17 protein-coding genes are annotated in these 22,980 nt (G+C 51.3%); 10 read left to right on the top strand and 7 right to left on the bottom strand.

Features of this window, described 5'->3' with window-relative positions; translation table 11 throughout:
* Nucleotides 1–21 precede the first annotated feature (21 nt).
* Genes BV405_RS09645 through pilB form a run of 3 tightly spaced genes read right to left on the bottom strand, consistent with a single transcriptional unit; the run spans nucleotide 22 to nucleotide 3,884 of the window.
* Nucleotides 22–906 (bottom strand): prepilin peptidase, encoded by an 885-nt coding sequence (locus tag BV405_RS09645; RefSeq protein WP_086480648.1) that lies wholly within the window; start codon nucleotides 904–906, stop codon nucleotides 22–24.
* Nucleotides 906–2,141: a type II secretion system F family protein gene (locus tag BV405_RS09640; protein ID WP_086480647.1), complete on the bottom strand. Its 1,236-nt coding sequence runs from the start codon at nucleotides 2,139–2,141 to the stop codon at nucleotides 906–908. Before BV405_RS09640 ends, BV405_RS09645 begins: the two co-directional genes overlap by 1 nt.
* A gap of 27 nt (nucleotides 2,142–2,168) precedes the next feature.
* The gene (gene pilB / locus BV405_RS09635) at nucleotides 2,169–3,884 is read right to left on the bottom strand and encodes a type IV-A pilus assembly ATPase PilB (RefSeq protein WP_086480646.1); all 1,716 of its coding nucleotides are present in this window, start codon (nucleotides 3,882–3,884) and stop codon (nucleotides 2,169–2,171) included.
* Nucleotides 3,885–4,100: 216 nt separating this feature from the next.
* On the opposite strand from pilB, the gene BV405_RS18005 reads away from it, so the two are divergent.
* Together BV405_RS18005 and BV405_RS09625 are read left to right on the top strand one after the other, a co-directional pair.
* The gene (locus tag BV405_RS18005) at nucleotides 4,101–4,523 is read left to right on the top strand and encodes a pilin (RefSeq protein WP_086480645.1); all 423 of its coding nucleotides are present in this window, start codon (nucleotides 4,101–4,103) and stop codon (nucleotides 4,521–4,523) included.
* A gap of 6 nt (nucleotides 4,524–4,529) precedes the next feature.
* Entirely contained in the window at nucleotides 4,530–5,018 is a 489-nt protein-coding gene (locus BV405_RS09625) for a DinB family protein (protein ID WP_086480644.1), read from the top strand.
* Between the two features lie 109 nt (nucleotides 5,019–5,127).
* On the opposite strand, the gene BV405_RS09620 is transcribed toward BV405_RS09625, so the two are convergent.
* From BV405_RS09620 to rdgC, 4 genes are all read right to left on the bottom strand, one after another.
* Nucleotides 5,128–5,403 (bottom strand): hypothetical protein, encoded by a 276-nt coding sequence (locus tag BV405_RS09620; protein ID WP_086480643.1) that lies wholly within the window; start codon nucleotides 5,401–5,403, stop codon nucleotides 5,128–5,130.
* A gap of 199 nt (nucleotides 5,404–5,602) precedes the next feature.
* Nucleotides 5,603–6,733: a cation diffusion facilitator family transporter gene (locus BV405_RS09615; RefSeq protein WP_086480642.1), complete on the bottom strand. Its 1,131-nt coding sequence runs from the start codon at nucleotides 6,731–6,733 to the stop codon at nucleotides 5,603–5,605.
* Nucleotides 6,734–6,849: 116 nt separating this feature from the next.
* The gene (locus BV405_RS09610; RefSeq protein WP_086480641.1) at nucleotides 6,850–8,007 is read right to left on the bottom strand and encodes a 1-acyl-sn-glycerol-3-phosphate acyltransferase; all 1,158 of its coding nucleotides are present in this window, start codon (nucleotides 8,005–8,007) and stop codon (nucleotides 6,850–6,852) included.
* A 184-nt stretch (nucleotides 8,008–8,191) separates the two neighbouring features.
* Nucleotides 8,192–9,112: a recombination-associated protein RdgC gene (gene rdgC, locus BV405_RS09605; protein ID WP_086480640.1), complete on the bottom strand. Its 921-nt coding sequence runs from the start codon at nucleotides 9,110–9,112 to the stop codon at nucleotides 8,192–8,194.
* Between the two features lie 303 nt (nucleotides 9,113–9,415).
* Here rdgC and BV405_RS09600 point away from each other — a divergent pair, with 303 nt between their 5' ends.
* The 8 genes from BV405_RS09600 to rpsA all read left to right on the top strand — a co-directional run bounded on the left by BV405_RS09600 (nucleotide 9,416) and on the right by rpsA (nucleotide 22,956).
* A complete protein-coding gene (locus tag BV405_RS09600) occupies nucleotides 9,416–11,401 on the top strand; it encodes a methyl-accepting chemotaxis protein (RefSeq protein WP_086480639.1) in 1,986 nt (661 codons plus the stop codon).
* A 288-nt stretch (nucleotides 11,402–11,689) separates the two neighbouring features.
* Entirely contained in the window at nucleotides 11,690–14,446 is a 2,757-nt protein-coding gene (gene gyrA, locus BV405_RS09595) for a DNA gyrase subunit A (protein ID WP_086480638.1), read from the top strand.
* A 202-nt stretch (nucleotides 14,447–14,648) separates the two neighbouring features.
* On the top strand, nucleotides 14,649–15,734 hold the full coding sequence (gene serC / locus BV405_RS09590; protein WP_086480637.1) for a 3-phosphoserine/phosphohydroxythreonine transaminase: 1,086 nt from the start codon (nucleotides 14,649–14,651) through the stop codon (nucleotides 15,732–15,734).
* Nucleotides 15,735–15,740: 6 nt separating this feature from the next.
* Nucleotides 15,741–16,847: a prephenate dehydratase gene (gene pheA, locus BV405_RS09585; protein ID WP_086480636.1), complete on the top strand. Its 1,107-nt coding sequence runs from the start codon at nucleotides 15,741–15,743 to the stop codon at nucleotides 16,845–16,847.
* 150 nt (nucleotides 16,848–16,997) lie between these two features.
* Nucleotides 16,998–18,128: a histidinol-phosphate transaminase gene (gene hisC / locus BV405_RS09580; protein ID WP_086480635.1), complete on the top strand. Its 1,131-nt coding sequence runs from the start codon at nucleotides 16,998–17,000 to the stop codon at nucleotides 18,126–18,128.
* A 6-nt stretch (nucleotides 18,129–18,134) separates the two neighbouring features.
* The gene (locus tag BV405_RS09575) at nucleotides 18,135–20,342 is read left to right on the top strand and encodes a bifunctional prephenate dehydrogenase/3-phosphoshikimate 1-carboxyvinyltransferase (RefSeq protein WP_086480634.1); all 2,208 of its coding nucleotides are present in this window, start codon (nucleotides 18,135–18,137) and stop codon (nucleotides 20,340–20,342) included.
* Between the two features lie 23 nt (nucleotides 20,343–20,365).
* Nucleotides 20,366–21,052, top strand: a complete 687-nt coding sequence (gene cmk / locus BV405_RS09570; protein WP_086480633.1) for a (d)CMP kinase — start codon at nucleotides 20,366–20,368, stop codon at nucleotides 21,050–21,052.
* 224 nt (nucleotides 21,053–21,276) lie between these two features.
* Nucleotides 21,277–22,956, top strand: a complete 1,680-nt coding sequence (gene rpsA, locus BV405_RS09565) for a 30S ribosomal protein S1 (protein WP_086480632.1) — start codon at nucleotides 21,277–21,279, stop codon at nucleotides 22,954–22,956.
* Nucleotides 22,957–22,980: the final 24 nt, after the last annotated feature.

Here is a 22,980-nt window from a genome sequence, read left to right as displayed (position 1 = left end):
GGTTAAATTTCTGCCGGGAATTTACAGAAATAACTGAGCCATAATGGAGCGCACGGTATCAGGAAATGCTAGACAGAACCAGCCGGAAAGCGCCAAAGCGGGGCCGAAGGGAACTCCACCTTGATGATCTCGATTCAGTGCTTTGTAGAGCAGTCCAATGATCAGGCCGCTTAGGGCGCTCATCAGCATTAGGGCGGGCAACATGGTTGCCCCCAGCCAGGCGCCTAATGCAGCCAATAGTTTAAAGTCGCCATAACCCATGCCTTCCTTACCTGTAACCAGTTTGAATAACCAGTAGATCAGCCAAAGTGTCAGATAGCCAAGTGCGGCTCCCCAAATAGCTGCAGATAGCTCGCCGGGTTGATAGAGCGTCTGGTAAAGCAGGCCAGCCCAGAGTAGCGGTAAGGTTAAGCGGTCCGGTAGCAGAAAGGTCTTAAAGTCGATAATGCTAAGGGCCAGAAGCACAAGGCTGACAGTAAACAGAGCTATGCCCTGTGGGCTGAAGCCAAATAACAGCCAGCTGATAACAGCCAGTAAGGCTGCGGTAATTTCAGTCAGCGGGTACTGTAGTGATATAGGCGTTTTACAGGCCTGACAGCGCCCTTTAAGCAGTAGATAGCTGATTACAGGAATGTTCTGCCAGGCTTTTACGGGCACCTTGCAGTGCGGGCAATGAGAGTTCGGCCTGGCAAGGTTAAAGCTTTTTTCTTCGGCTTCTAGATCTGTAGCTTGAGTAACACTCGAATCCGTCAGTAACTGGCACTGTTCTGCCAGCTCATTCTCAATCATCAGTGGCAGACGATAGATCACCACATTAAGAAAACTGCCGATCAAAAGGCCGATAATCAGCAGGAAAGTGATCGCCAGTAGCGGTGAGCTTTCCAGAAGTTGAATCAGTTCGCTCATCAGAACAGGCTACCCATTTTGAAGATTGGCAGATACATCGCCAGTACCAGACCGCCCACCATAACGCCCAAGACGGCGACCACGATAGGTTCCAGAAGGGTGGTCATACCCTCAACGGCATCATCCACTTCTTCCTCGTAGAATCCCGCAACCTTATCGAGCATGGTATCCAGAGAGCCGGACTCTTCACCGATAGAAACCATCTGGGTCACCATAGCCGGAAAAACATGGGTGGTTTTCAGAGCAAAGTTCAGCTGTTGGCCAACGGAAATATTATCCCTTGCCTGAAAGACCGCACGGGAATAAACACGATTACCGGCAGCGCCGGCAGCGGCCGCCATAGACTCAACCAGAGGGACACCAGAGGTAAACGAAGTCGATAGCGTTCTGGAAAAACGGGCGATAGAGGACTTTCTGACAATCTGGCCGATCACGGGTAGGCGCAAGGTCAGGGCATCGACCCGGTAGGCAAATAGCTCTGAGGACTTATAGCTTCTGATCAAGAGAATTGGTGTCAGCACCAGAATGCCGATAATCAGCCACCACCATTGCTGTACAAACTCTGACAGATCAATAACCACCTGAGTGATCATCGGTAACTCAGCATTAAAGCTGTTAAACAGAGACTCGAACTGAGGCACCACTTTGAGTAGCAGAATCAACATGACCACAACTCCGATTGCCATCACAGCAACGGGGTAGTAGAGGGCTTTTTTAATCTTGGCCTTGATGCGGTCAGTTTTTTCTTTGTAGATGGCAACCCGATCCAGCATGGCATCCAGCGAACCGGAGCGTTCGCCAGCCTCAACAAGGTTACAGAACAGCTTGTCGAAGTATTTAGGGTGTTTGCGCAGTCCCATACTGAGCATATTACCGTCAGCCACTTCGTTACGGATATTCAGAATAATCTTCTGCATGGCCGGATTCTCCAGCCCTTCGGCAACCACGTTCAGAGACTGGACCAGAGGTACGCCCGCCCGAATCATGGTGGAAAGCTGACGGGTGAAGAGGGTGATTTCACGAGTGGTGATCTTCTTTTCACCCAATCCGAAAGGAGCCGGTGTTTTTTTACGGATCTTTTCTGCGGTAATACCTTGCTTTCTGAGCTGGGCTTTTGCGAGGTTCAGGTTCAGTGCCTGCAGCTCACCTTTTACCGGCTGTCCCTGATTGTCTTTACCCTTCCAGCTGAAAACGTGGTACTGCTGTTTTTTGCTTTTTTCCGGTTTTGTCGCCATTGTGCCTTACCTCCAGATCCCTCTGATTTAGTCCTGAGTGACCCGGTTAATTTCTGCCAGACTTGTTGCGCCGGAGCGTACCTTATCGAGACCAGATGCTCTCAGGCTGGGGTAACCTTCTTTTAAAGCCTGCTGGCTGATCTCAAGGGCATTAGCACCATCCAGAATCATCCGTGAGATCTCTGTGGTCACCGGCATCACTTCGTAGATGCCGACCCGTCCTTTATAGCCACTGTTGCATAGCTCACAGCCCACAGGTTCAAACAGCTTGAGGCTTTGAACTTCATCCGCTTTAAAGCCTGCATCCACCAGAATCTGCTCAGGAATATTGGCCGGAGCTTTACAGCTACTGCACAGCTTACGAGCCAGGCGCTGGGCAATAATAAGACTGACAGAGGTTGCGATATTGAAGGCAGGAATACCCATGTTATTCAGACGGGTCAGGGTTTCTGCAGCACTATTGGTGTGCAGAGTCGATAACACAAGGTGGCCGGTTTGAGCGGCTTTGATAGCGATCTCGGCGGTTTCCAAATCCCGAATCTCACCAACCATCACAATGTCAGGGTCCTGACGCAGGAAAGCCCTCAGTGCCGCAGCAAAATCGAGCCCTACCTTAGGATTGACGTTAACCTGATTGATCCCTTCCAGATTGATCTCTACCGGGTCTTCTGCGGTTGAGATATTGCGCTCCGGCGTATTTAGGATATTCAGACCGGTATAGAGGGTAACAGTCTTACCGCTACCGGTAGGGCCGGTCACCAGAATCATCCCCTGAGGCTGAGCCAGTGCTTTCTCGTAAGCGTTTTTCTGTGCTTCGGTAAAGCCCAGCTCATCGATACCCATTCGGGTTGCGCCGGAATCCAGCACACGAAGTACAACCTTTTCACCCCAAAGTGTCGGCAAGGTATTCACACGAAAATCGATGGTGCGGGTTTTGGATACTTTCAGTTTGATGCTGCCATCCTGAGGAACCCGACGCTCTGAGATATCCAGATGAGCCATCACCTTAAGACGACTGGTGATGCGGTGGCGCAGATTAAAGGGCGGTTTCAACACTTCATGCAGGATGCCATCGGTGCGGTAACGGATGCGGAAACTACGCTCGTAGGGCTCTAAGTGAATATCAGAAGATCCCATCTTAATGGCATCTAACAGCACCTTATTCACGAATTTAACGATAGGCGCATCGTCGGCACCGCTGGAAAAATCTTCGTTAGCCCGGCTGCTGTCTTCCGTGGAGATATCCAGACTTTCAATATCTTCATCTTCAAGGCGGGCGAGGGCTTCCTCATCACCTTCCAGATAGGCGTCTACCGCTTTTGCCAGCTGGTCGTAAGGCACCAGAATCGCCTCTGTGTTGAGGCCCGTCTGGAACTGAATTTCATCAACAGCGGCAAGGTTGGTTGGGTTCGCGATCGCCAGAAACAGCTTACTGCCCCGACGATAAAGCGGGAGTGCCATGTGGTGACGAATCAGCTTTTCGCTCACCAGATCCTTTGGGAAGTGTTCTCGATCAAAGGCAGAGAGATCCAGAAAAGGCACGCCGAATTCACGGGCTGCCGCCAAGGCCAGCGCCTTGTGCGCGACCTTGTTATTGGCCGCCGCGTATTGCAGAAAGGAGGTTTCCTGTTTTTTAGCCTCATCGGCGATAGTCTGCGCCCGCTCTTCACTGATAATGCCTTCCATGATCAGTCGTTTGGCGATTCCACCTAGCGTCACTGGGCTCTCCTTAATCGATGTCATCAGCGTATTTCTGCCGGATGTCACAGGGTATTTGCGATGTGTCAGAAAAGAAATAGAAAATATAAACTTTTAAAAATTTACCTATTGTAACAAAAGGGCTCCTTGCCTAAACTGCCCTTTTGATATTTTACTGACACAGGTGTTAGTCGGTTTCTGTTCAGGCTGAATCAGGTTACCACCTTATGGGCAGGTTTCACCAACTTAAGGATGATTAGAATGAAGACAATTAATAAAGCAGCAGCTAAAGCGCAACAGGGTTTTACTCTGGTAGAGCTTCTGATTGTAGTGGCGATTATCGGTATTTTGGCGGCAGTGGGTACTCCGCTTTATCAGGATTACACGAAGCAAGCTAAGCTTACTGAGCTTGATTCTATTGTTGATGGCTATAAGACAGCTGTATCTGTGTGTATGCAGATGAATGCTGCTGCAGATTGTGATGCAGGCTCTAATAATATCCCGTCAGCTGTAACAACCGGAACGTATTCAAATCTGGATACATTAGGTGTTGCGAACGGTGTGATTACCGCGAAAAGTGTTGCTGGATTAGCATCTGATGGCACTAAAGCTGTGAAGCGCGTATATACTCCATCGGCAGTGAATGGTGGCCTTAAGTGGACAATGGCTGAGACAGAAGAGTAATAAGTCATGCAACAACATCTGGCTAAACTATCCCGTTATCACCGCTGGGCGACGGAGAAGCTGTTTGAATCAGTCTCCCTGTTAACTGAAGAGCAGTACCGTCAGCCGACGGATCTGTTTTTTGGCAGTGTCCACGGGACGTTGAACCATTTGTTGCTGGTTGATCAGCTCTGGTATGCCCGCCTTGAGGGTGTCCCTTATACGGTTAACAACCTGGGTCATGAAATTGAGCAGGATGCTAAAGCTCTTGAAACCGCCCTGTTAGGCCAGTGTGATAACTGGTTTAAAACCTGCGCGGCGCTGACTGAGCGTCGCCTGACTCAGGATATTGCTTTCCGTAATCTGTCTGATGAGCCTTGTAAGTTAAACACGGGAGATCTGCTGATCCATGTGTTTAACCACGGCACTCATCATCGCGGGCAAATCTCTGCCGCGCTGGTCGCTTTCGGTGTGCCTGTGCCTGAGATGGATTATTACTACTTTGTCCGTCGTTAGATATTCATCTTCGAGAGAAGCTGATGGTCTGGCCTCAGAAAGCCAGAAACAAAAAAAGCCGAAGGTTGTCTTCGGCTTTTTTTATGGATGTGATTCTAGGAATTAGCGATCAGTACATCGCCTGCTCTTCATCCATCACTTCTTTCAGCACTTCCAGAAACAGACGATCTGCGTCGGAGAAATCTTCCGGATCATCCGGGATTTTTACACTGGTCAGGCCGCTGATTTCGCTGGCGATAACTGCAGAAGCATTCTGAGTGCCATAGTGTTTACGGGCAACTTCAAGTGAAGCCGGGATGATTTCCGGGTCCTGCAGAAGCTTTTTAATGAACTGACGTAGTTCGTTGATGACGCGGGTTTTATTCATTTCATTTGCGCTGCTCATGATGGCTCCTTAGATGCCGTTCGCAATCTTATAATCGTTTTGCAGAGTATTACTGTCGATTGTTCTGTGGATGCGGCGGAATACTCTCTTTATATCACTCTGTATCTAAAGCCGCCTGTATTCAGAATTATATAAGCTGTCTGCCAGATTAAATAGACGTTTTTTCCTCAGGGATATTTAGTGCCAGTTGAAGTCTGCTTTAGTTTCGCTGCCAGACCCTTAATTGCCCCAGCCAGGCTTTATCCTCAAGATGCTGTTTCAGTATCGTTTCTGACAGCGTCACCGGAAGGCAATCCGCCAGATAAAGATCGATATCGATCCGGTTATTCAGATAGTGCAGCACCAGCTGATCCGCTTTGAATTCAATGGGCAAAGAGCGCCACGCGTACTGCAGTTGTTCAATAATCTCTTCTCTTAAGGGTAGCAGCTCATCCAGCGGCGGCAGGCTATTATCGGAATCATCTTCTGCATCGATATGGAAGGTAACGTCGGCTACTTCAGGGTGATGCTCCCGAATCATCTGGGTGACCTTAACGCCAATCTGGTGGCCTTCAGAAACACTGATACGTGGATTAACCTCAATATGGATGTCCAGAAACACCTGAGAACCCATCTTACGGGTGCGCAAGCTGTGGATCGCTTTAACGCAGTTGATGCTCTCGGCATGACGCAGCATTTCCCGGGTTTCTTCTTCCGGTAGCGCAGTATCCACCAGTTCTTTGATGCTGTCGGACATCAGCTTCCAACCGATATGGGCCACCATAAGACCGACAATCAGAGCGGCGACCTGATCCAGCCATTGATAGCCCATCATGGTGCCGCCGATACCGATAAACACCACGATAGAGGAGAGCGCATCGCTTCGGCTGTGCCAGGCGTTAGCGACCAGAAGATCGGACTTAATCTTGCGCGCAACCCGCATGGTGTAGTGGAAAATCCACTCTTTACCCAGAATAGAAGCCGCCGCGACCACTAATGCAGGCCAGCCAGGAATAGCCAGGTTTTCTGCCTGCCAGAGTCTGATCAGGCTGTCGTAAGAGATCGCCCCTGCTACGGCGATCAGCAGGCTACCCAGAACCAGCGTGCCCATGGTTTCAAAACGGGCATGACCGTAGGGGTGGTCTTTATCCGGTTCCTGTCGTCCATAGTGAGTGACCACAATCACCAGGGCATCGGTCAGCAGGTCAGACAAGGAGTGGATACCATCGGCGATCAGGGCGTGAGAGTTGCTGATCCAACCAACAATAATCTTGGCGACACCCAGTACGGCATCCAGAGCGGCACCAATCAGGGTGACTTTATGAGCAGCTTTTGCCTGTTCCTGCAGCATGGCTATGTCCTGTTACGACAGAAGATAAGAAACGGGAAGATAGGGAAAAGAATAGCGTTTCCCTTTCCGACTGTCCCGAGAAGGTTTTGTCGGAAAGGGATACTGGCTGAGCAAGCTTAAGCTTTGATTAAACCGCGGCTGTTCAGAATCGGGTTGGCGTACATTTTCAGCACGTAAGGGCGCAGCGCTTCAGGAATCTGTTGCATGCGCTGTTCAAACTTGGCGCGCTCCTGATCGGTGATCATCGGCTTACCGCTGATGTGATCGTGCTCACCCAGTTGCTCCAGTGCCAGCCAGTTGGATGGGTAGAAGCAGTAGTTATCCCAGATCTGACGATCAATTTGAGCTGCTGCTTCATCGGCATCGGCAAACTCGCCACTCAGCGGATGGGAGAAGTGAACGTGTACACGGCCTTTATAGCCTGAGATACCCTTTACGATGCTGTCGATATCTTCAAACTCAACCTTGTTATAGCTGCCTTCGGTGGCAACAGCGTTGAGTTCCCGGGCTTTCATCTCATCGCAAGGGTCATACTCGTAGGAGATGGTAACCGGCACGATATTCAGTTCATTAACCACTTCAGAGAAAGTCGGGCCTGAGCCTTTCTTCTTGCGGCTCATGTAGAACATTTTGATGATGGCCGGATCGGTCAGATCGATACCGTCTTTTGCGCGGCCTTCTTTCTGAGCGATCCAGATAGAATGCTTTTCTTCCAGCAGTGAGAAGTTGATGTAGCCGGACAGCTGAGTCAGGGCTTTCATCATTTCACGTACGCCCTTGGCAGAGCGCTTAACGATAAAGCTCTTGTTCAGGCGCATCAGGTCGCTGACATAGGGCTTTTGCAGCAGGTTGTCGCCGATGGCGATACGCACCGTATTTACACCTTGCTGGTACAGGGCGTAGTTGACAAAGGCCGGGTCCATAGCGATATCTCTGTGGTTCGCCACAAAGAGGTACGCCTGATTCGGATCCAGTTTATCCAGACCGGACACAGTAAAACCATCGGTGGAGTTACGGATCATGCGGTTCATATAGTCCGCGATCTGGCTTTGGAACACATCCACACGGTCGATATTGGCAAACTGGCTTTTCAGCTTGCGGCGGATCAGAGGGCGCAGCAGAAAGCCCAGACTCTGATGCAGCTGAGGAAAACGGAACTGGCAGATCGCACTGATCAGTTCTGGGTTGTTGATAACCTCCTGTACGACCTCTTTAACTTCATGGTCGTAGTAGGGGCGAATCTCTTTAAAGTTATCGTTTTCCGTTGTGTTCATTGTCTCTCTGTGTCCGTAGGTTTCTGTCAGGCTGACCGTTGGCCTTGGGCTTCTTATCGGTCATCGCCTTTCGGGGCGCTTCCGGTTTTAGTAGCTTTTTATCAGCCAAACCGGAAACGGGGTCGGTTATCTTTTGGGTTTGCAGTGTATCTGTTCAGGCTTCTTTTTATAAAGAAAGCACTGATCAGTTTGATCCCAGATTGGTCTGGCCACCCAGCCATTCCGCAAGGGTCGGGATAAAGCGTTTCAGCTCAAGGGTCATCAGGCTGAAGTCGGTATCCAGTCGGGTCATAGGATCTTCATCGCCATAGCTGTCTTTCGCTTCATCCAGCAGGTCGTCACCAAAGCGCAGACGCTTAATGACCAGATCTTCCTGCAGAATAAACTGAATGCGTTCCTGCCAGTTGATCGCCAGCTTCACCACCTGTTTGCCGGTTTCAATGTGGGCCAGAATCTCTTCAGCGTCCAGTTCCTGCTGCTTGCAGCGAATTACGCTGCCCTCTTCCAGATCGGAACGAAGCTCACACTGGCCGTCCAGCTCCAGACCCTGAGGGCGTTTGCTGGCATCCTGAAGCCATTCAGTCATCACGATGCTCGGGCTTTGTTCGGTATTAAAAGGCACCACAGGTAATGAGCCGATGGTCTGGCGCAGCAGATCCAGAAACTCATCCGCTTTTTTAGCGCTTGAAGCATCTACCACCACCAGTTTATCGGCTGGTGAAATATATCCCCAGGTGAAGCTTGAGCGTACAAAGGCGCGTGGGGTTAGCTCGCTGAGAATATCTTCTTTGATGGTGAGTTTCTCTTTGCGACCCACATGACGATTCTCTTTGGCTTCCAGCTCTTCAACCCGTTCTTTGAGGGTTTCATTGACCACGGCAGCAGGAATCACTTTTTCCTGACGGCGCAGGCACAGCAGGATGGCTCCGCCACTGGCATGGTGCAGTTGAACTGCAGTGGGCGCCGGAAGTGTCCAGCCCAGACGATAGGTCTCAATGCTTTTGCAGGGTTCAAAGCGGAAGGCTTCCAGCTGAGATTCCAGCTTACTGAGATCCAGCTCGATATCTTTGTTTAACTGAAACAGCTGAAGATTCTTAAACCACATGCCGCAGGGCTCCATAGATTCGGGGCGCGACATTATCCAATAAAGGTCATCCGGAGGCCAGAGAATCGGGAGGAAAGTGTTTTGATTACACTTTGTAACAAAACTCCGTGGTCACAGTGGCAAAGCAGCTATAAGGCTTTGCTGCGACAGGAGTATTGCAGAAATATTACTGTCATTTAAGTGTAAGAAATATGTCATTTAGCTTTGGCAAGGTGTGCGCCATAAACATGAATAAAGGGCGAATGCCCACTACTGCACAATGATGAGCGGGTACTAAGTCCCGCAGATGAAGGCTACCCATCTATGAAAATTGCTACGGTTACTCGGGCTACTTCTGTTGTTCTGGTTTTAATCGCGGTTTCTCTGGCAGCAACGCTGTTTTGGGGAATGCAGAGACTGGATAGCGCTTTCTCGGCGACCCAGTCATATACCGAGCTGAAAGAAGAGGTTGCCCTTGACCTTCGGCGTACACTTCAGGAATACCTCCAGACCGGTAACGCATTAAAGCTGAGCGCTGCTGAGCAGGAGATCGACCGTTTAACATCTGAGCGTCTTAATCTGCTGCCACCTGCATTGGCCTCTGATATTGCGGACTCTCTGAATCGTCTTAAAGAAGGCGTTACCGGAGAGTTCCGGGGTGCCGGCAAGTTGGCAGGAAACCAGAAAGGTCTGTTGCTACAGGCTGAAAAAGAGATCGCTGATGCTGCTGATGTGATCTATGACTACGCTGATGAAGGCGAGGCTGACAGCCCCCGTGTCGCGGCCGGTTATTTCAAGCTTCTGCACCGGGTGAATCAGACACTGGTTCAGGTGAAGTATCTGCGTGAACAGTACATGGATACCGCCAATATCAGTTACCGTGAATCCCTTCTGGAGCAGGTTGCTCAGTTGAAAGCGGATGTGGCCGAGCTGAATGCTTTGCCGCGGCTGGGTGTCTACGCAGAGGCTGAAGTGGATGAAATGCAGGCTCTGATGGGGTGGGGAGATGATTCCGAAACCGAGCAGAAAAAAGTGGATCTGGGTGATGAGCTGATCAGTAACCTGCAGGGTTTTGTACGCCGCTATCCGACTGAGCTGGATAATACGCTGGATAATATTGAAACCGGCGTTCAAAGCCGTGCCGCAGTTAATCAGCTGATCTCTGATGTAGAGTCCCGTATTTTGTCCGGCCAGGCAGACGTGATCGCGCACCGCCATGCTCTTGAGAAGCAGGTGAAGCAGATCTTTATCGCCTATGTCGGCCTGATTGTTCTGGTGGCGGTGATTCTGCACCTGTTCCAGAGCCGTGTTGTGCTGAAGACGCTGCGTGAGCTGTCAGACGGTATCGCTTCGCTGGTACGTAGCGGTGAGATGCGTCAGATCAAGGTGCATAATCCAGAAAGTGAAACCGGTCAGATCGCACAGAACTTCAATCACATGATTGAAACCATGCAGAGCCAGCAACAAGAAAAACATGCCCAGCTGACTCAGATTACAGACTCGCTGGAAGTGGTGCTGACGGATATCGATACCATCAGCAAAACCGCTAACGAGACCCGTGACTATATCTCCAAATCCCACAGCTTTACCGATGAGCTGACCCGTCTGGCCAAGGATGTGGATGCAAGCTCCACTCAGGTAGAGAGCTTTGCCCGTGAAACCGCAAGCTTTATGGAAAACAGTCAGATCAGCGCCCGTAATGTTGAACGCGCCAGTGAACAGGCGATTGAGACGCTATCCAGCGGTCATCAGTCGTTGGATGAGCTGATCACGGCAGTGGATGAAGTGACCAGTATTCTTGATGTGATCTCAGGTATCTCTGAACAAACCAACCTGCTGGCGCTGAATGCGGCGATTGAGTCGGCTCGAGCCGGTGAGCATGGTCGAGGCTTTGCGGTGGTGGCGGATGAGGTACGTAATCTCTCCATGGAAACCCAGAACTCGGTGACCAAAATTGGCGGTATTCTGGGGCAGTTGCGCAACTCCTCCAGTAACCTGAAAAACAATATGACCGATATTTCCGATGCGGCTCAGGAGCAGAAAGAAGCGTCAAACTATCTTCTGGAGATGTCGAAGACGGTTCAGGAGCATTCTGATAAAGCCGCCAGCTTTGCTCATCAGGGCGCGAAAGTTGCCCGAAATCAGGTAGAACAGGTGGAAGTCTTTATCACCAGTATGGAAGAGATGGAGAAACAAGCGCAGCAGGCAGAGGATGTGATTCTCTCGGTACAGACTGAAGTGCATGAAAAAGTGCTCTGGATCTCCAATGCTCTTGGGGTCTCCCGCAGCAAGAAAGAGTTTCTGCTCTGATCCTTCAGTTCTAGCCCTTCTGCTCAGGTCTATTTGACCTGAGATTGCCCCATAAACCGGCCTGGTAACCCTGGCCGGTTTTTTTATGCCGCTACAAAAGCCCGCGCTTTCAATTCGGAATCAGGAAAAGCCTTAACAAACTGATTTACGGACTTTTTGCCAATTCTTGCTCATAAGTGACCAAATTGCTGCAAGGGGTGAATAAAGAGTATAATCGGGTGAATTTTGAATAAGAGTGTTGCGCACTGGGTTGCAACGCAGTGTTGCCGATAAAGGATTCCGATACTCATGGGTGAATTTGCAAGAGAAATTCTGCCAGTCAACATCGAAGATGAGCTGAAACAGTCCTATCTGGATTACGCCATGAGCGTAATCGTAGGTCGTGCACTTCCCGATGTTCGCGATGGCCTCAAGCCGGTACACCGTCGTGTACTTTTTGCCATGCAACAGCTTGGTAACGACTGGAACAAACCGTATAAGAAATCGGCCCGTGTGGTCGGTGACGTAATCGGTAAATATCACCCGCACGGTGACAGCGCAGTTTATGACACCATCGTACGTATGGCACAGCCGTTCTCCATGCGCCACATGCTGGTGGATGGTCAGGGTAACTTCGGTTCTATCGACGGCGACAGCGCAGCAGCGATGCGTTACACCGAGGTGCGTATGGCGCGCATCTCCCACGAGATGCTGGCGGACCTGGATAAAGAGACCGTTGATTTCGTAGACAACTACGACGGCACTGAGCAGATTCCTGAAGTGCTGCCGACCCGTGTACCTAACCTGCTGGTAAACGGTTCTTCCGGTATTGCGGTAGGTATGGCGACGAATATCCCGCCACATAACCTGACCGAAGTGGTTAACGGCTGTCTGGCGTTGCTGGATAACAGCGAACTGACCATCGACGAGCTGATGGAATTTATTCCGGGACCGGATTTCCCGACTCAGGGCATCATTAACGGTCGTGCCGGTATTCTGCAGGCATACCGTACCGGTCGTGGCCGTATCTATGTGCGTGCCCGTCACCATATTGAGCGTGACGACAAGACTAACAAAGAAACCATCATCATCACCGAGATCCCTTATCAGTTGAACAAAGCCCGTGTGATCGAAAAGATCGCGGAGCTGGTGAAAGATAAGAAGATCGAAGGTATCTCCGAACTGCGTGATGAGTCCGATAAAGACGGTCTGCGTGTTGTTATTGAACTGAAGCGCGGTGAGTCCGGCGATGTCGTGATTAACAACCTGTTTGCTCAGACTCAGCTGCAGAGCGTTTTCGGTATCAATATTGTTGCGCTGGAGAACAACCAGCCGAAGATTCTGAACCTGAAGCAACTGCTGGAAGCCTTCCTGCGTCACCGCCGTGAAGTGGTAACCCGCCGTACCGTTTACGAGCTGCGTAAAGCCCGTGAGCGTGGTCATATTCTGGAAGGTCTGGCGATTGCGCTGGCGAATATCGATCCTGTGATCGAGCTGATCCGTCAGTCGCCATCGGCTGCTGAAGCAAAAGAGAAGCTGATCAACGGTAGCTGGACCCCAGGCAACGTGGTTGCCATGTTGGAGCGTGCTGGTGCTGACTCCTGCCGTCCGGATGAACTGGAAGCTCAGTTTGGTCTGCAGGACGATGGTGAATACCGTCTGTCACCTGCTCAGGCACAGGCTATTCTGGAACTGCGTCTGCACCGTCTGACCGGTTTAGAGCATGAAAAACTGCTCAACGAATACAAAGATATCCTTGAGAAGATTGCGGAACTGGCCGGTATTCTGGCTGATGCAGAAAAACTGCTGCAGGTTATCCGCGAAGAGCTGGAAGCGATCCGTGATCAGTACGGCGAAGAGCGTCGCACCGAGATCATCAGCAGTCAGCTGGATCTGACCATGGAAGATCTGATCAACGAAGAAGACATGGTAGTCACTATCTCCCGTAGTGGTTATGCCAAGTCTCAGCCGTTGAGCGATTACCGTGCTCAACGTCGTGGCGGTCGTGGTAAGTCTGCAACTTCCGTGAAAGATGAAGATGTCGTTGAGCACCTGCTGGTTGCCTCAACCCACGATACGATTCTGCTATTCAGTAACAAGGGTAAGGTGTACTGGCTGAAAGTGTACGAGTTGCCTCAGGCAGGCCGTGGTTCCCGTGGTCGCCCTATGGTGAACTTGCTGCCGCTGGAAGAAGGCGAGCAGATCAGTACTATTCTGCCGGTTCGTGAATACCCGGATGACCACTTCGTATTTATGGCGACTGCTAAAGGCACGGTTAAGAAGACGGCTCTGAGCCAGTTCTCCCGTCCTCGTAGCAGTGGTCTGATCGCTCTAGATATTAAAGAAGGCGACCGTCTGATCGGTGCTGCTATCACTAACGGCAGCAACCATGTGATGCTGCTGACCAGTGCCGGTAAGATGATCCGCTTTGATGAGTCTAACGTGCGCGCCATGGGCCGTACCGCTGGTGGTGTTCGTGGTATGCGCCTGCCGGAAGATGAGGATGTGCAGGTTATCTCCCTGATTATTCCTCAGACTAACGAAGTGGCTGCGGAAGAAGACGAAAATGCGGATAATGTTTCCGATATCGAAACTGTAGAAGGTGGTGCTGAAGTACTGTCTGATAACCAGATCTACATTCTGACTGCTTCTGAAAACGGCTACGGTAAGCGTACCTGTCTGGAAGCCTTCCCGGTTCGTAACCGTGGTGGTCAGGGTGTTATCGCCATGCAGACCAGCGAGCGTAATGGTCAGCTGGTATCGGCGATGCAGGTGAGCGATCTGGATGAGATGATGCTGATCACGGACAAGGGCACTCTGGTGCGTACCCGTGTTTCTGAAGTCTCTGTCTCCGGACGTAATACTCAGGGTGTGACCCTGATTCGTCTGGGTGATGACGAAAGCCTGGTAACTGCAGTGCGCATCGATGAGCCGGAAGGCACAGACGATGAAGTGGCTGATGAATCTGAAGACGCTGTGAATGCAGCGGATCAGAACTCAGCGGAGCAAAATGCTGAGACCGGCGAAAGCGCAAGCCCTGAAGAGGGTGATGACGCAGAGGGTTAATCATGACCCGGGTACACAATTGATTGGGTGTACCCTTTAAAAGCGTTACCCATCCGGCGAGGGCTTCCTCGCCGGAGCTGTTTTATACCGGATGCGGTTTTACCGCGTTGATACGACCTGAAGTTCCTGTGATGGCTCAATACCCTATTTGATCATCCTGCGGCAGCTGTTCTGCCAGAACTTCGATTTTGAGAAGACCTAAATGACACGTCTCTATAATTTTTGTGCGGGACCTGCGGCTCTGCCTGAAGCGGTACTGAAAAAAGCTCAATACGAAATGCTGGACTGGCAGGGACGTGGGCTGTCGGTCATGGAGATGAGCCACCGTAGCGACGATTACGTGGCGATCGCAGTTCAGGCGGAAAAAGATTTTCGTGAACTGCTGAACATCCCGGATAACTATAAAGTGCTCTTTATGCAGGGCGGTGCCAGCAGCCAGTTTGCGATGATTCCTCTGAATCTGCTGGGCAAGGGCGGCATTCCTAACTATATCGAAACCGGTGTTTGGGCGGGCAAAGCGATTAAAGAAGCTTCCCGTTATGCAGAAGGTCTGCATATCGCAGGTAGCAGTAAAGATCGCAACTACACCTGTACGCCTTCTCAGTCTGAGCTTCAGATGTCTGACAATGCAGCCTATCTGCACTTTACCAGTAACGAAACTATCGGTGGCTTGGCGTTTGATTACCTGCCACAGGTCGATGTGCCACTGGTATGTGATATGTCGTCTGACATTCTGTCCAAGCCGCTGGATGTGACCCAATACGGCGTGATCTACGCTGGTGCCCAGAAGAATATTGGCCCTGCGGGTCTGACTCTGGTGATTATCCGTGATGATCTGCTGGATCAGGCGATGGCCGTAACGCCATCCATGATGAACTACCGCATCTGTGCCGATAACGATTCCATGTACAACACACCACCGACCTACGCCTGGTATCTGGCGGGTCTGGTGTTTGACTGGCTGAAAAATGATGTTGGCGGTCTTGAAAAGATGGCTGAGATCAACACCCGTAAAGCTGAGAAGCTGTATCAGGCAATCGATGGCAGTGACTTCTACGGTAACCCGATTGCCGTTGCTAACCGCTCTCAGATGAATGTGCCGTTCACTCTGGCAGATACTGCTCTGGAAAAAGTATTCCTGGCGGAGTCTGAAAAAGCGGGTCTGCTGAATCTGGCGGGTCACCGTTCAGTAGGTGGTATGCGCGCCAGTATCTACAACGCGGTACCGGAAGCGGCGATCGATGCACTGATCTCCTTCATGTCTGATTTCGAGAAACGTCACGGGTAAGTTGCCATGTCAGAAGTAAATCTAACGGAAGCGGAGCAGCTTGGCCTGCTGCGTGACCAGATCGACAATATTGACCAGCAGATTCAGCAGCTGATCAACCAGCGTGCCCGTTGTGCACAGCAGGTTGCAGAGGTTAAGCAGGCTTCCGGTTCCGGTGATATTCAGTTCTACCGCCCGGAGCGTGAAGCTCAGGTGCTGCGTCGTGTGATGGAGCGTAACGAAGGCCCGCTGTCTGATGAAGAGATGGCGCGTCTGTTCCGCGAAATTATGTCCGCCTGTCTGGCCCTTGAAGAGCCGGTTAAAGTGGCCTTCCTTGGCCCTGAAGGTACCTTCACTCAGGAAGCAGCGCTGAAGCACTTTGGTCACTCGGCGGTTAGCCTGCCAATGGCAGCAATCGACGATGTATTCCGTGAAGTGGAAGCGGGCGCAGTAGCTTACGGTGTGGTTCCTGTTGAGAACTCCACCGAAGGTGTGATCAGTCACACGCTGGACAGCTTTATCGATTCTTCCCTGAAGATCTCCGGTGAAGTGGTGCTGCGTATTCACCAGTACCTGCTGGTGGGTGAGAACACCCGTAAAGACAAGATCTCCCGTATCTACTCCCACGCCTCTTCTCTGGCACAGTGCCGTAAGTGGCTGGATCAGCACTACCCGAACGCTGAGCGTATTGCCGTAAGCAGCAACGCAGAAGCAGCGCGTCTGGTGAAGAGCGAGTGGCACTCCGCGGCGATTGCCGGTGATATGGCCGCTCAGCTGTACGGTCTGGAAAAACTGGCTGAGAAGATTGAAGATCAGCCGGATAACTCCACCCGTTTCCTGATTATCGGTAATCAGGAAGTGCCGGCCAGTGGTGAAGACAAAACCTCTCTGATGGTGGCAACCCGTAACCAGCCGGGTGCTTTGCATGACCTGCTGGAGCCATTCCACCGTCACGGTATCGACCTGACCCGCGTAGAAACCCGTCCATCTAAAGTGGGTGCGTGGAACTACGTCTTCTTTATCGATTTTGCGGATCACGCAGAAAGTGAGAAGGTTAAGGTGGCTCTGGCGGAAATTGGCCAGCGCGTTTCCGATATCAAAATTCTGGGTTCTTATCCAAAGGGCGTGCTCTGAGTACTCCCTGAGGTTATCGTATAACACGAATAAAGAACCGGACGGGAGGCTAGGCCTCCCGTTTTATTGTCCTGTTCCGGTACATATTGTGACGGGCTAAAAACAGGCAAGAACAAACAAGAACAAGCAAGCAGCTAAGGCGGAATAACTATGGCGTGTGATTACATTGAATTAGCAAATAAAGGCGTTCAGGGTCTGCAGCCGTATCAGCCGGGTAAGCCGGTAGAAGAGCTGGAGCGTGAACTGGGTATCAGCAACATCGTTAAGCTGGCCAGTAACGAAAACCCCTTGGGTCCAAGCCCGAAAGCGCTGGATGCGATCCGTGAAATAATGCCGGAGCTGACGCGATATCCCGACGGTAATGCTTTCCGTCTGAAGCAGGCGATTGCTGATAAGCTGGGTGTCGAGATCGATCAGATCACTCTGGGTAACGGTTCCAATGATGTACTGGAGCTGATCGCCCGTGCTTATCTGACCGCGCATAGCGCCTCTATGTATTCTCAACACGCCTTCGCTGTTTATCCGATTGTGACCCAAGCCATTGGTGCCCAGCATATTGCGGTGCCTGCTGTGAACTGGGGGCATGATCTGGACGCGATGGCGGCGGCGATCACCGATAAGACCCGTGTTATTTTTGTCGCCAACCCGAACAATCCAACCGGTACCTGGCTGAGTGAAAAAGCGGTTCGCGCGTTTCTGGACAAAGTACCGGAGCGCATTATCGTTGTGCTGGATGAAGCCTATACCGAATATGTGGATCAGCCGGATTTCCCGGATGGCATCAGCCTGCTGAAAGATTATCCGAATCTGGTGGTAACCCGTACTTTCTCCAAGGCTTATGGTCTTGCTGGCCTGCGCATCGGTTACAGCGTCAGCCATCCGCAGGTTGCGGATATTCTGAATCGTATCCGTCAGCCGTTTAACGCCAATATGCCCGCGCAGGAAGCGGCTATTGCTGCGCTGAATGATGATGAGTATCTGACTAAAAGTGTTCAGGTAAACGCTGAAGGTATGGCGTATCTGGAAGCGGAATTCAAACGTATGGGGCTGGATTTTATCCCGTCTGTTGGCAACTTTATCAGCGTAGATGTTGGGCAGCCGGCAGGTCCTGTTGATCAGGCGCTGCTGCAGGAAGGCGTGATTGTTCGCCCTGTTGCACCGTATCAGATGCCAAACCATCTGCGTATCTCTATCGGCACCATGGAAGAGAACCGTCGATTTATCGAGGCACTGGAAAAAGTGCTGTCGGCTTCTGGTGCTGCAAGCCAACAGGGAGACTGACCCCGGGTGAAATCCATTAAGAAAACACTCGTTATCGGCCTTGGTCTGATTGGCGGCTCTCTGGCGCTGGCCCTGCGTAAAGCAGGTCTTGGTGGCACCATCATCGGTTGTGACCGGGATCAGGATGAGGTCGATCTGGCCATACAGATCGGCATGATCGACCAAGGTTCGACTCAGGCTGAAGACTGGATTGCTGATGCGGATCTGATCGTGGTTTCCGTGCCGGTTATCGCCATGGAATCTGTGATGGCGCAGCTGAAGCCGCTGCTGCGAAGAGACACTCTGGTAACGGATGTGGGCAGTAGTAAAGGCTCTGTGCTGGAATCCGCGATTAAGATCTGGGGGCAGCTACCGGAGAACTTTGTTCTCGGTCACCCGATTGCAGGTTCTGAGAAAAGCGGCGTCAGTGCTGCTCTGGTAGATCTCTATCAGAAGCACAAGGTGATTCTGACGCCTGCACCGGAAAATAATCCACAGGCGGTCACGACCATCACCGAAATGTGGCAGGCCGCCGGTGCTGAAGTACTGACCATGGATATCGAACGCCATGATGAAGTTCTGGCGGCAACCAGTCACTTACCGCACATGCTGGCGTTCTCTCTGGTCGATACTCTGGCTTCCCAGGATGAAAGCCTGGAAATTTTTCGTTATGCCGCTGGCGGTTTCCGCGATTTTACCCGAATCGCTGCCAGTGACCCTGTGATGTGGCGTGATATCTACATCGCAAACAAACCCGCTGTATTACAAGCGCTTACGGAGTTTGAGCAAGGCTTGTCACGCTTAAGAACGGCCATTGAAGAGTCGGATAGTGACGCTATGCTGGGTATCTTTACCCGGGCAAAAGCCGCCCGTGAGCATTTTTCAAGAATTCTGGACAATTCGGCGTATATCCCTATGCAAAACAAGCTAATCCACTACCGTACCGCTCCGGGTACCGCCCTGAGTGGCCGTATTCGTGTTCCGGGTGATAAATCGATTTCTCACCGCTCCATCATGCTGGGTTCGCTGGCTGAAGGCGTTACCCATGTTAAGGGCTTCCTTGAAGGGGAAGACAGTCTGGCAACGCTACAGGCGTTCCGTGATATGGGCGTGGTTATTGAAGGCCCGCATCAGGGTGAAGTGACTATTCATGGCGTAGGTCTGAATGGTCTTAAAAAGCCTGCCGGAGCCCTGTACCTGGGGAACTCAGGTACATCTATGCGTCTGCTGGCAGGTTTGCTGGCGGGTCAGGCGTTTGATGTTGAGCTGACCGGTGATGCTTCTCTGACCAAGCGCCCTATGGAGCGTGTGGCTAAGCCGTTGCGTGAAATGGGTGCGGTTGTGGAAACCGCTGAAGGTGGCCGTCCGCCAATGCTGATCCGTGGTGGTCAGCAGTTGAAAGGTATCGACTATCAGATGCCGATGGCCAGTGCTCAGGTGAAATCCTGTGTGCTGCTGGCAGGTCTGTATGCGGACGGTGAAACCAAGACCACAGAACCGGCACCAACCCGTGACCATACCGAGCGCATGCTGACCGGTTTCGGTTACGAAGTGGTACGTGAGGGCGCAACGGCGGCGCTGCAGGGTGGTGGTAAGCTGACGGCAAGCGATATCGATGTGCCTTCGGATATCTCCTCGGCGGCCTTCTTTATGGTGGCAGGCTCTATCGCAGATCGTTCTGAGATTCTGATTGAGCACGTGGGTATGAACCCGACCCGTGTAGGTATTCTGAATATCCTGCGTGAAATGGGCGCAGATATTACACTTGAGAATGAATCTGAAGTGGGTGGAGAGCCGGTTGCGGATGTTCGTGTGCGTTCTGCGGATCTGAAGGGTATCGATATTCCTCAGGATCAGGTGCCGCTGGCGATCGATGAATTCCCTGTGCTGTTTGTTGCAGCGGCCTGTGCTGAAGGTGTTACCCGTCTGCGCGGTGCGGAAGAACTGCGTGTAAAAGAGAGTGACCGTATTCAGGTGATGGCGGATGGTCTGCTGGCACTGGGTATCGAGTGTACCGTTTATGACGACGGTATCGACATCGTTGGCGGCAAGCTGGGTGGTGGCCGTGTCCACAGCCATGATGATCACCGTATCGCTATGTCTTTTGCCGTTGCTTCTTTGCGTGCTGAAGGCGAGATCTTTATCGAAGACTGCGCCAACGTTGCGACCTCCTTCCCAGGCTTTGTTGAGCTCGCGAATGGCGTAGGTATGAATATTAGTGTTGAAGAAGCCTGATTCGTCAGGCCAGAGGAAAGAAAATGAGTGCATCTGCACCTGTAATTACTCTTGATGGACCGGGCGGTGCCGGTAAAGGCACCATCAGTCAGATTATCGCCGGTAAACTCGGCTGGCATCTGCTGGATAGCGGCGCTCTTTATCGCCTGACCGCGCTTGCGGCAGAACGTAAAGGTGTTGCTTTTGATGATGAAGCTGCGCTGGCTGAAGTGGCCCGTAATCTGGATATCGCTTTCCTGCCCGGTGCAGAGAATGAGCCTGTCAGTGTGATGCTGGATGGCGAAGAAGTTTCCAAAGAAATCCGTACCGAGACAACCGGTAACAACGCCTCTATCGTGGCGGCTCTGACACCTGTGCGTGATGCTCTGCTGCAGCGTCAGCGGGACTTCCGTCAGGCTCCGGGTGTGGTTGGCGATGGTCGTGATATGGGAACGGTGGTTTTTACCGATGCTCCGCTGAAGATTTACCTGACCGCCAGCGCCGACGAACGCGCTCGCAGAAGGGTAAAACAGTTGCAAGAAAAGGGCATTGATGCTAAATTCCAAGCCATTTTAAGCGAGATACAAACTCGCGACGAGCGTGATATGAACCGTGCAGTAGCGCCATTAAAGCCTGCTGACGATGCTATTACACTCGATACAACTGAAATGTCGATTCCGGAAGTGGTTGCACAGATTATCGATCTGGCTAAAGCTCGCGCTTTGGTCTGATTTTCTGTTTTCTATTTTCGGGGGGTGCCCAGAAAAGTGTCATAGGGAATATCTGTCCTTTAACTGATAAACGGATATTCACCTGAACCGGCGTTAACACTTCTGGGTACGGATAAAATGAAGCCCGTATTTGCTGGTGATACGGAGACTGTGGTGACGCAAGCCAAACCCTTTTAAAGGTGGCATTGTGAAGCCCTTAACTTGTAGATCACGTAGGAAAAATAATGAGCGAATTAAGCTTTGCTGAACTGTTTGAACAGAGCCTTCAGGAAGTCAACATGGAGCCAGGCTCCATTGTTACAGCAACTGTTGTTGACATCGATGGCGACTGGGTAACTGTACACGCTGGCCTGAAATCTGAAGGCGTTATCCCACGCTCTCAGTTCTTTAACGAAGGTGAAGAGTTTGCCCTGTCTGTAGGCGACGAAGTTCAGGTAGCTCTGGAAGCCGTTGAAGATGGTTTCGGTGAAACCCGTCTGTCTCGTGAAAAAGCGAAACGTGCTGAAGCATGGAAAGGTCTGGAAGCGGCCTTCGAGAAGAACGAAATCGTTAAAGGTGTGATCAACGGTAAAGTTAAGGGCGGCTTCACTGTAGACGTTCACAACATCCGTGCGTTCCTGCCTGGTTCTCTGGTTGACGTACGTCCTGTACGTGACACCACTCACCTGGAAGGCAAAGAGCTGGACTTCCGCGTAATCAAACTGGATCCTAAGCGTAACAACGTTGTTGTATCCCGTCGCGCGGTTCTGGAAGCTGAAAACTCTGCAGAGCGCGAGCAGCTGCTGGCTAACCTGCAAGAAGGCCAGGAAGTTAAAGGTATCGTTAAGAACCTGACCGACTACGGTGCATTCGTAGATCTGGGCGGTGTTGACGGCCTGCTGCACATCACTGATATGGCTTGGAAGCGCATCAAGCATCCTAGCGAAATCGTAAACGTTGGTGACGAAATCAACGTTAAAGTCCTGAAGTTCGACCGCGAGCGCAACCGCGTATCTCTGGGTCTGAAACAGCTGGGCGAAGATCCATGGGTGAACATCATCTCCCGTTACCCAGAAAACACCAAGGTAACTGCACGCGTTACTAACCTGACTGACTACGGCTGCTTCGCTGAGCTGGAAGAAGGTGTTGAAGGTCTGGTTCACGTTTCTGAAATGGATTGGACTAACAAAAACATCCACCCATCTAAAGTTGTTAACGTGGGTGATGACGTTGAAGTTATGGTACTGGACATCGACGAAGAGCGTCGTCGTATTTCTCTGGGTATCAAGCAGTGCACTCCAAACCCATGGGAAGAGTTCTCTGGCAAGTTCAACAAGAACGACAAAGTGACTGGCTCTATCAAGTCTATCACTGACTTCGGTATCTTCATCGGTCTGGATGGCGGCATCGACGGTCTGGTTCACCTGTCCGACATTTCTTGGAACGAAGCTGGCGAAGAAGCTGTTCGCAAGTACAAGAAAGGCGACGAGATCGAAACTATCATCCTGTCTATCGATCCAGAGCGTGAGCGTATCTCCCTGGGTATCAAGCAGCTGGATAGCGATCCGTTCCAGGAATACGTAGCTGAGAACGACAAAGGCGCTCTGGTAACTGGTAAAGTTATCGCTGTAGACGCTAAAGAAGCAACTATCGAGCTGGCAACTGACGTTACTGCTACTCTGAAAGCTTCTGAAATCAGCCGTGATAAGGTTGAAGATGCTCGCAACGTACTGAACGAAGGTGATGAAGTTGAAGCTAAGATCGTTAGCATCGACCGTAAGAACCGCGTAATCAACCTGTCTGTTAAAGCGAAAGACGCAGCTGACGAAAAAGCAGCTCTGCAGAAAGTTCGCAGCCAGGAAGTTGAAACTGCTGGTCCTACCACCATTGGTGATCTGATCAAGCAGCAGATGGAAAACAACTAATCATTACTGATTAGCTGAGATCCA

This window comes from Oceanospirillum sanctuarii (assembly GCF_002150805.1).
In the GTDB taxonomy this organism is placed as follows: Bacteria; Pseudomonadota; Gammaproteobacteria; order Pseudomonadales; family Halomonadaceae; genus Oceanospirillum; species Oceanospirillum sanctuarii.
Note: the sequence above shows the minus strand (reverse complement) of the source record. Positions and strands in the feature narration are given on the sequence as shown.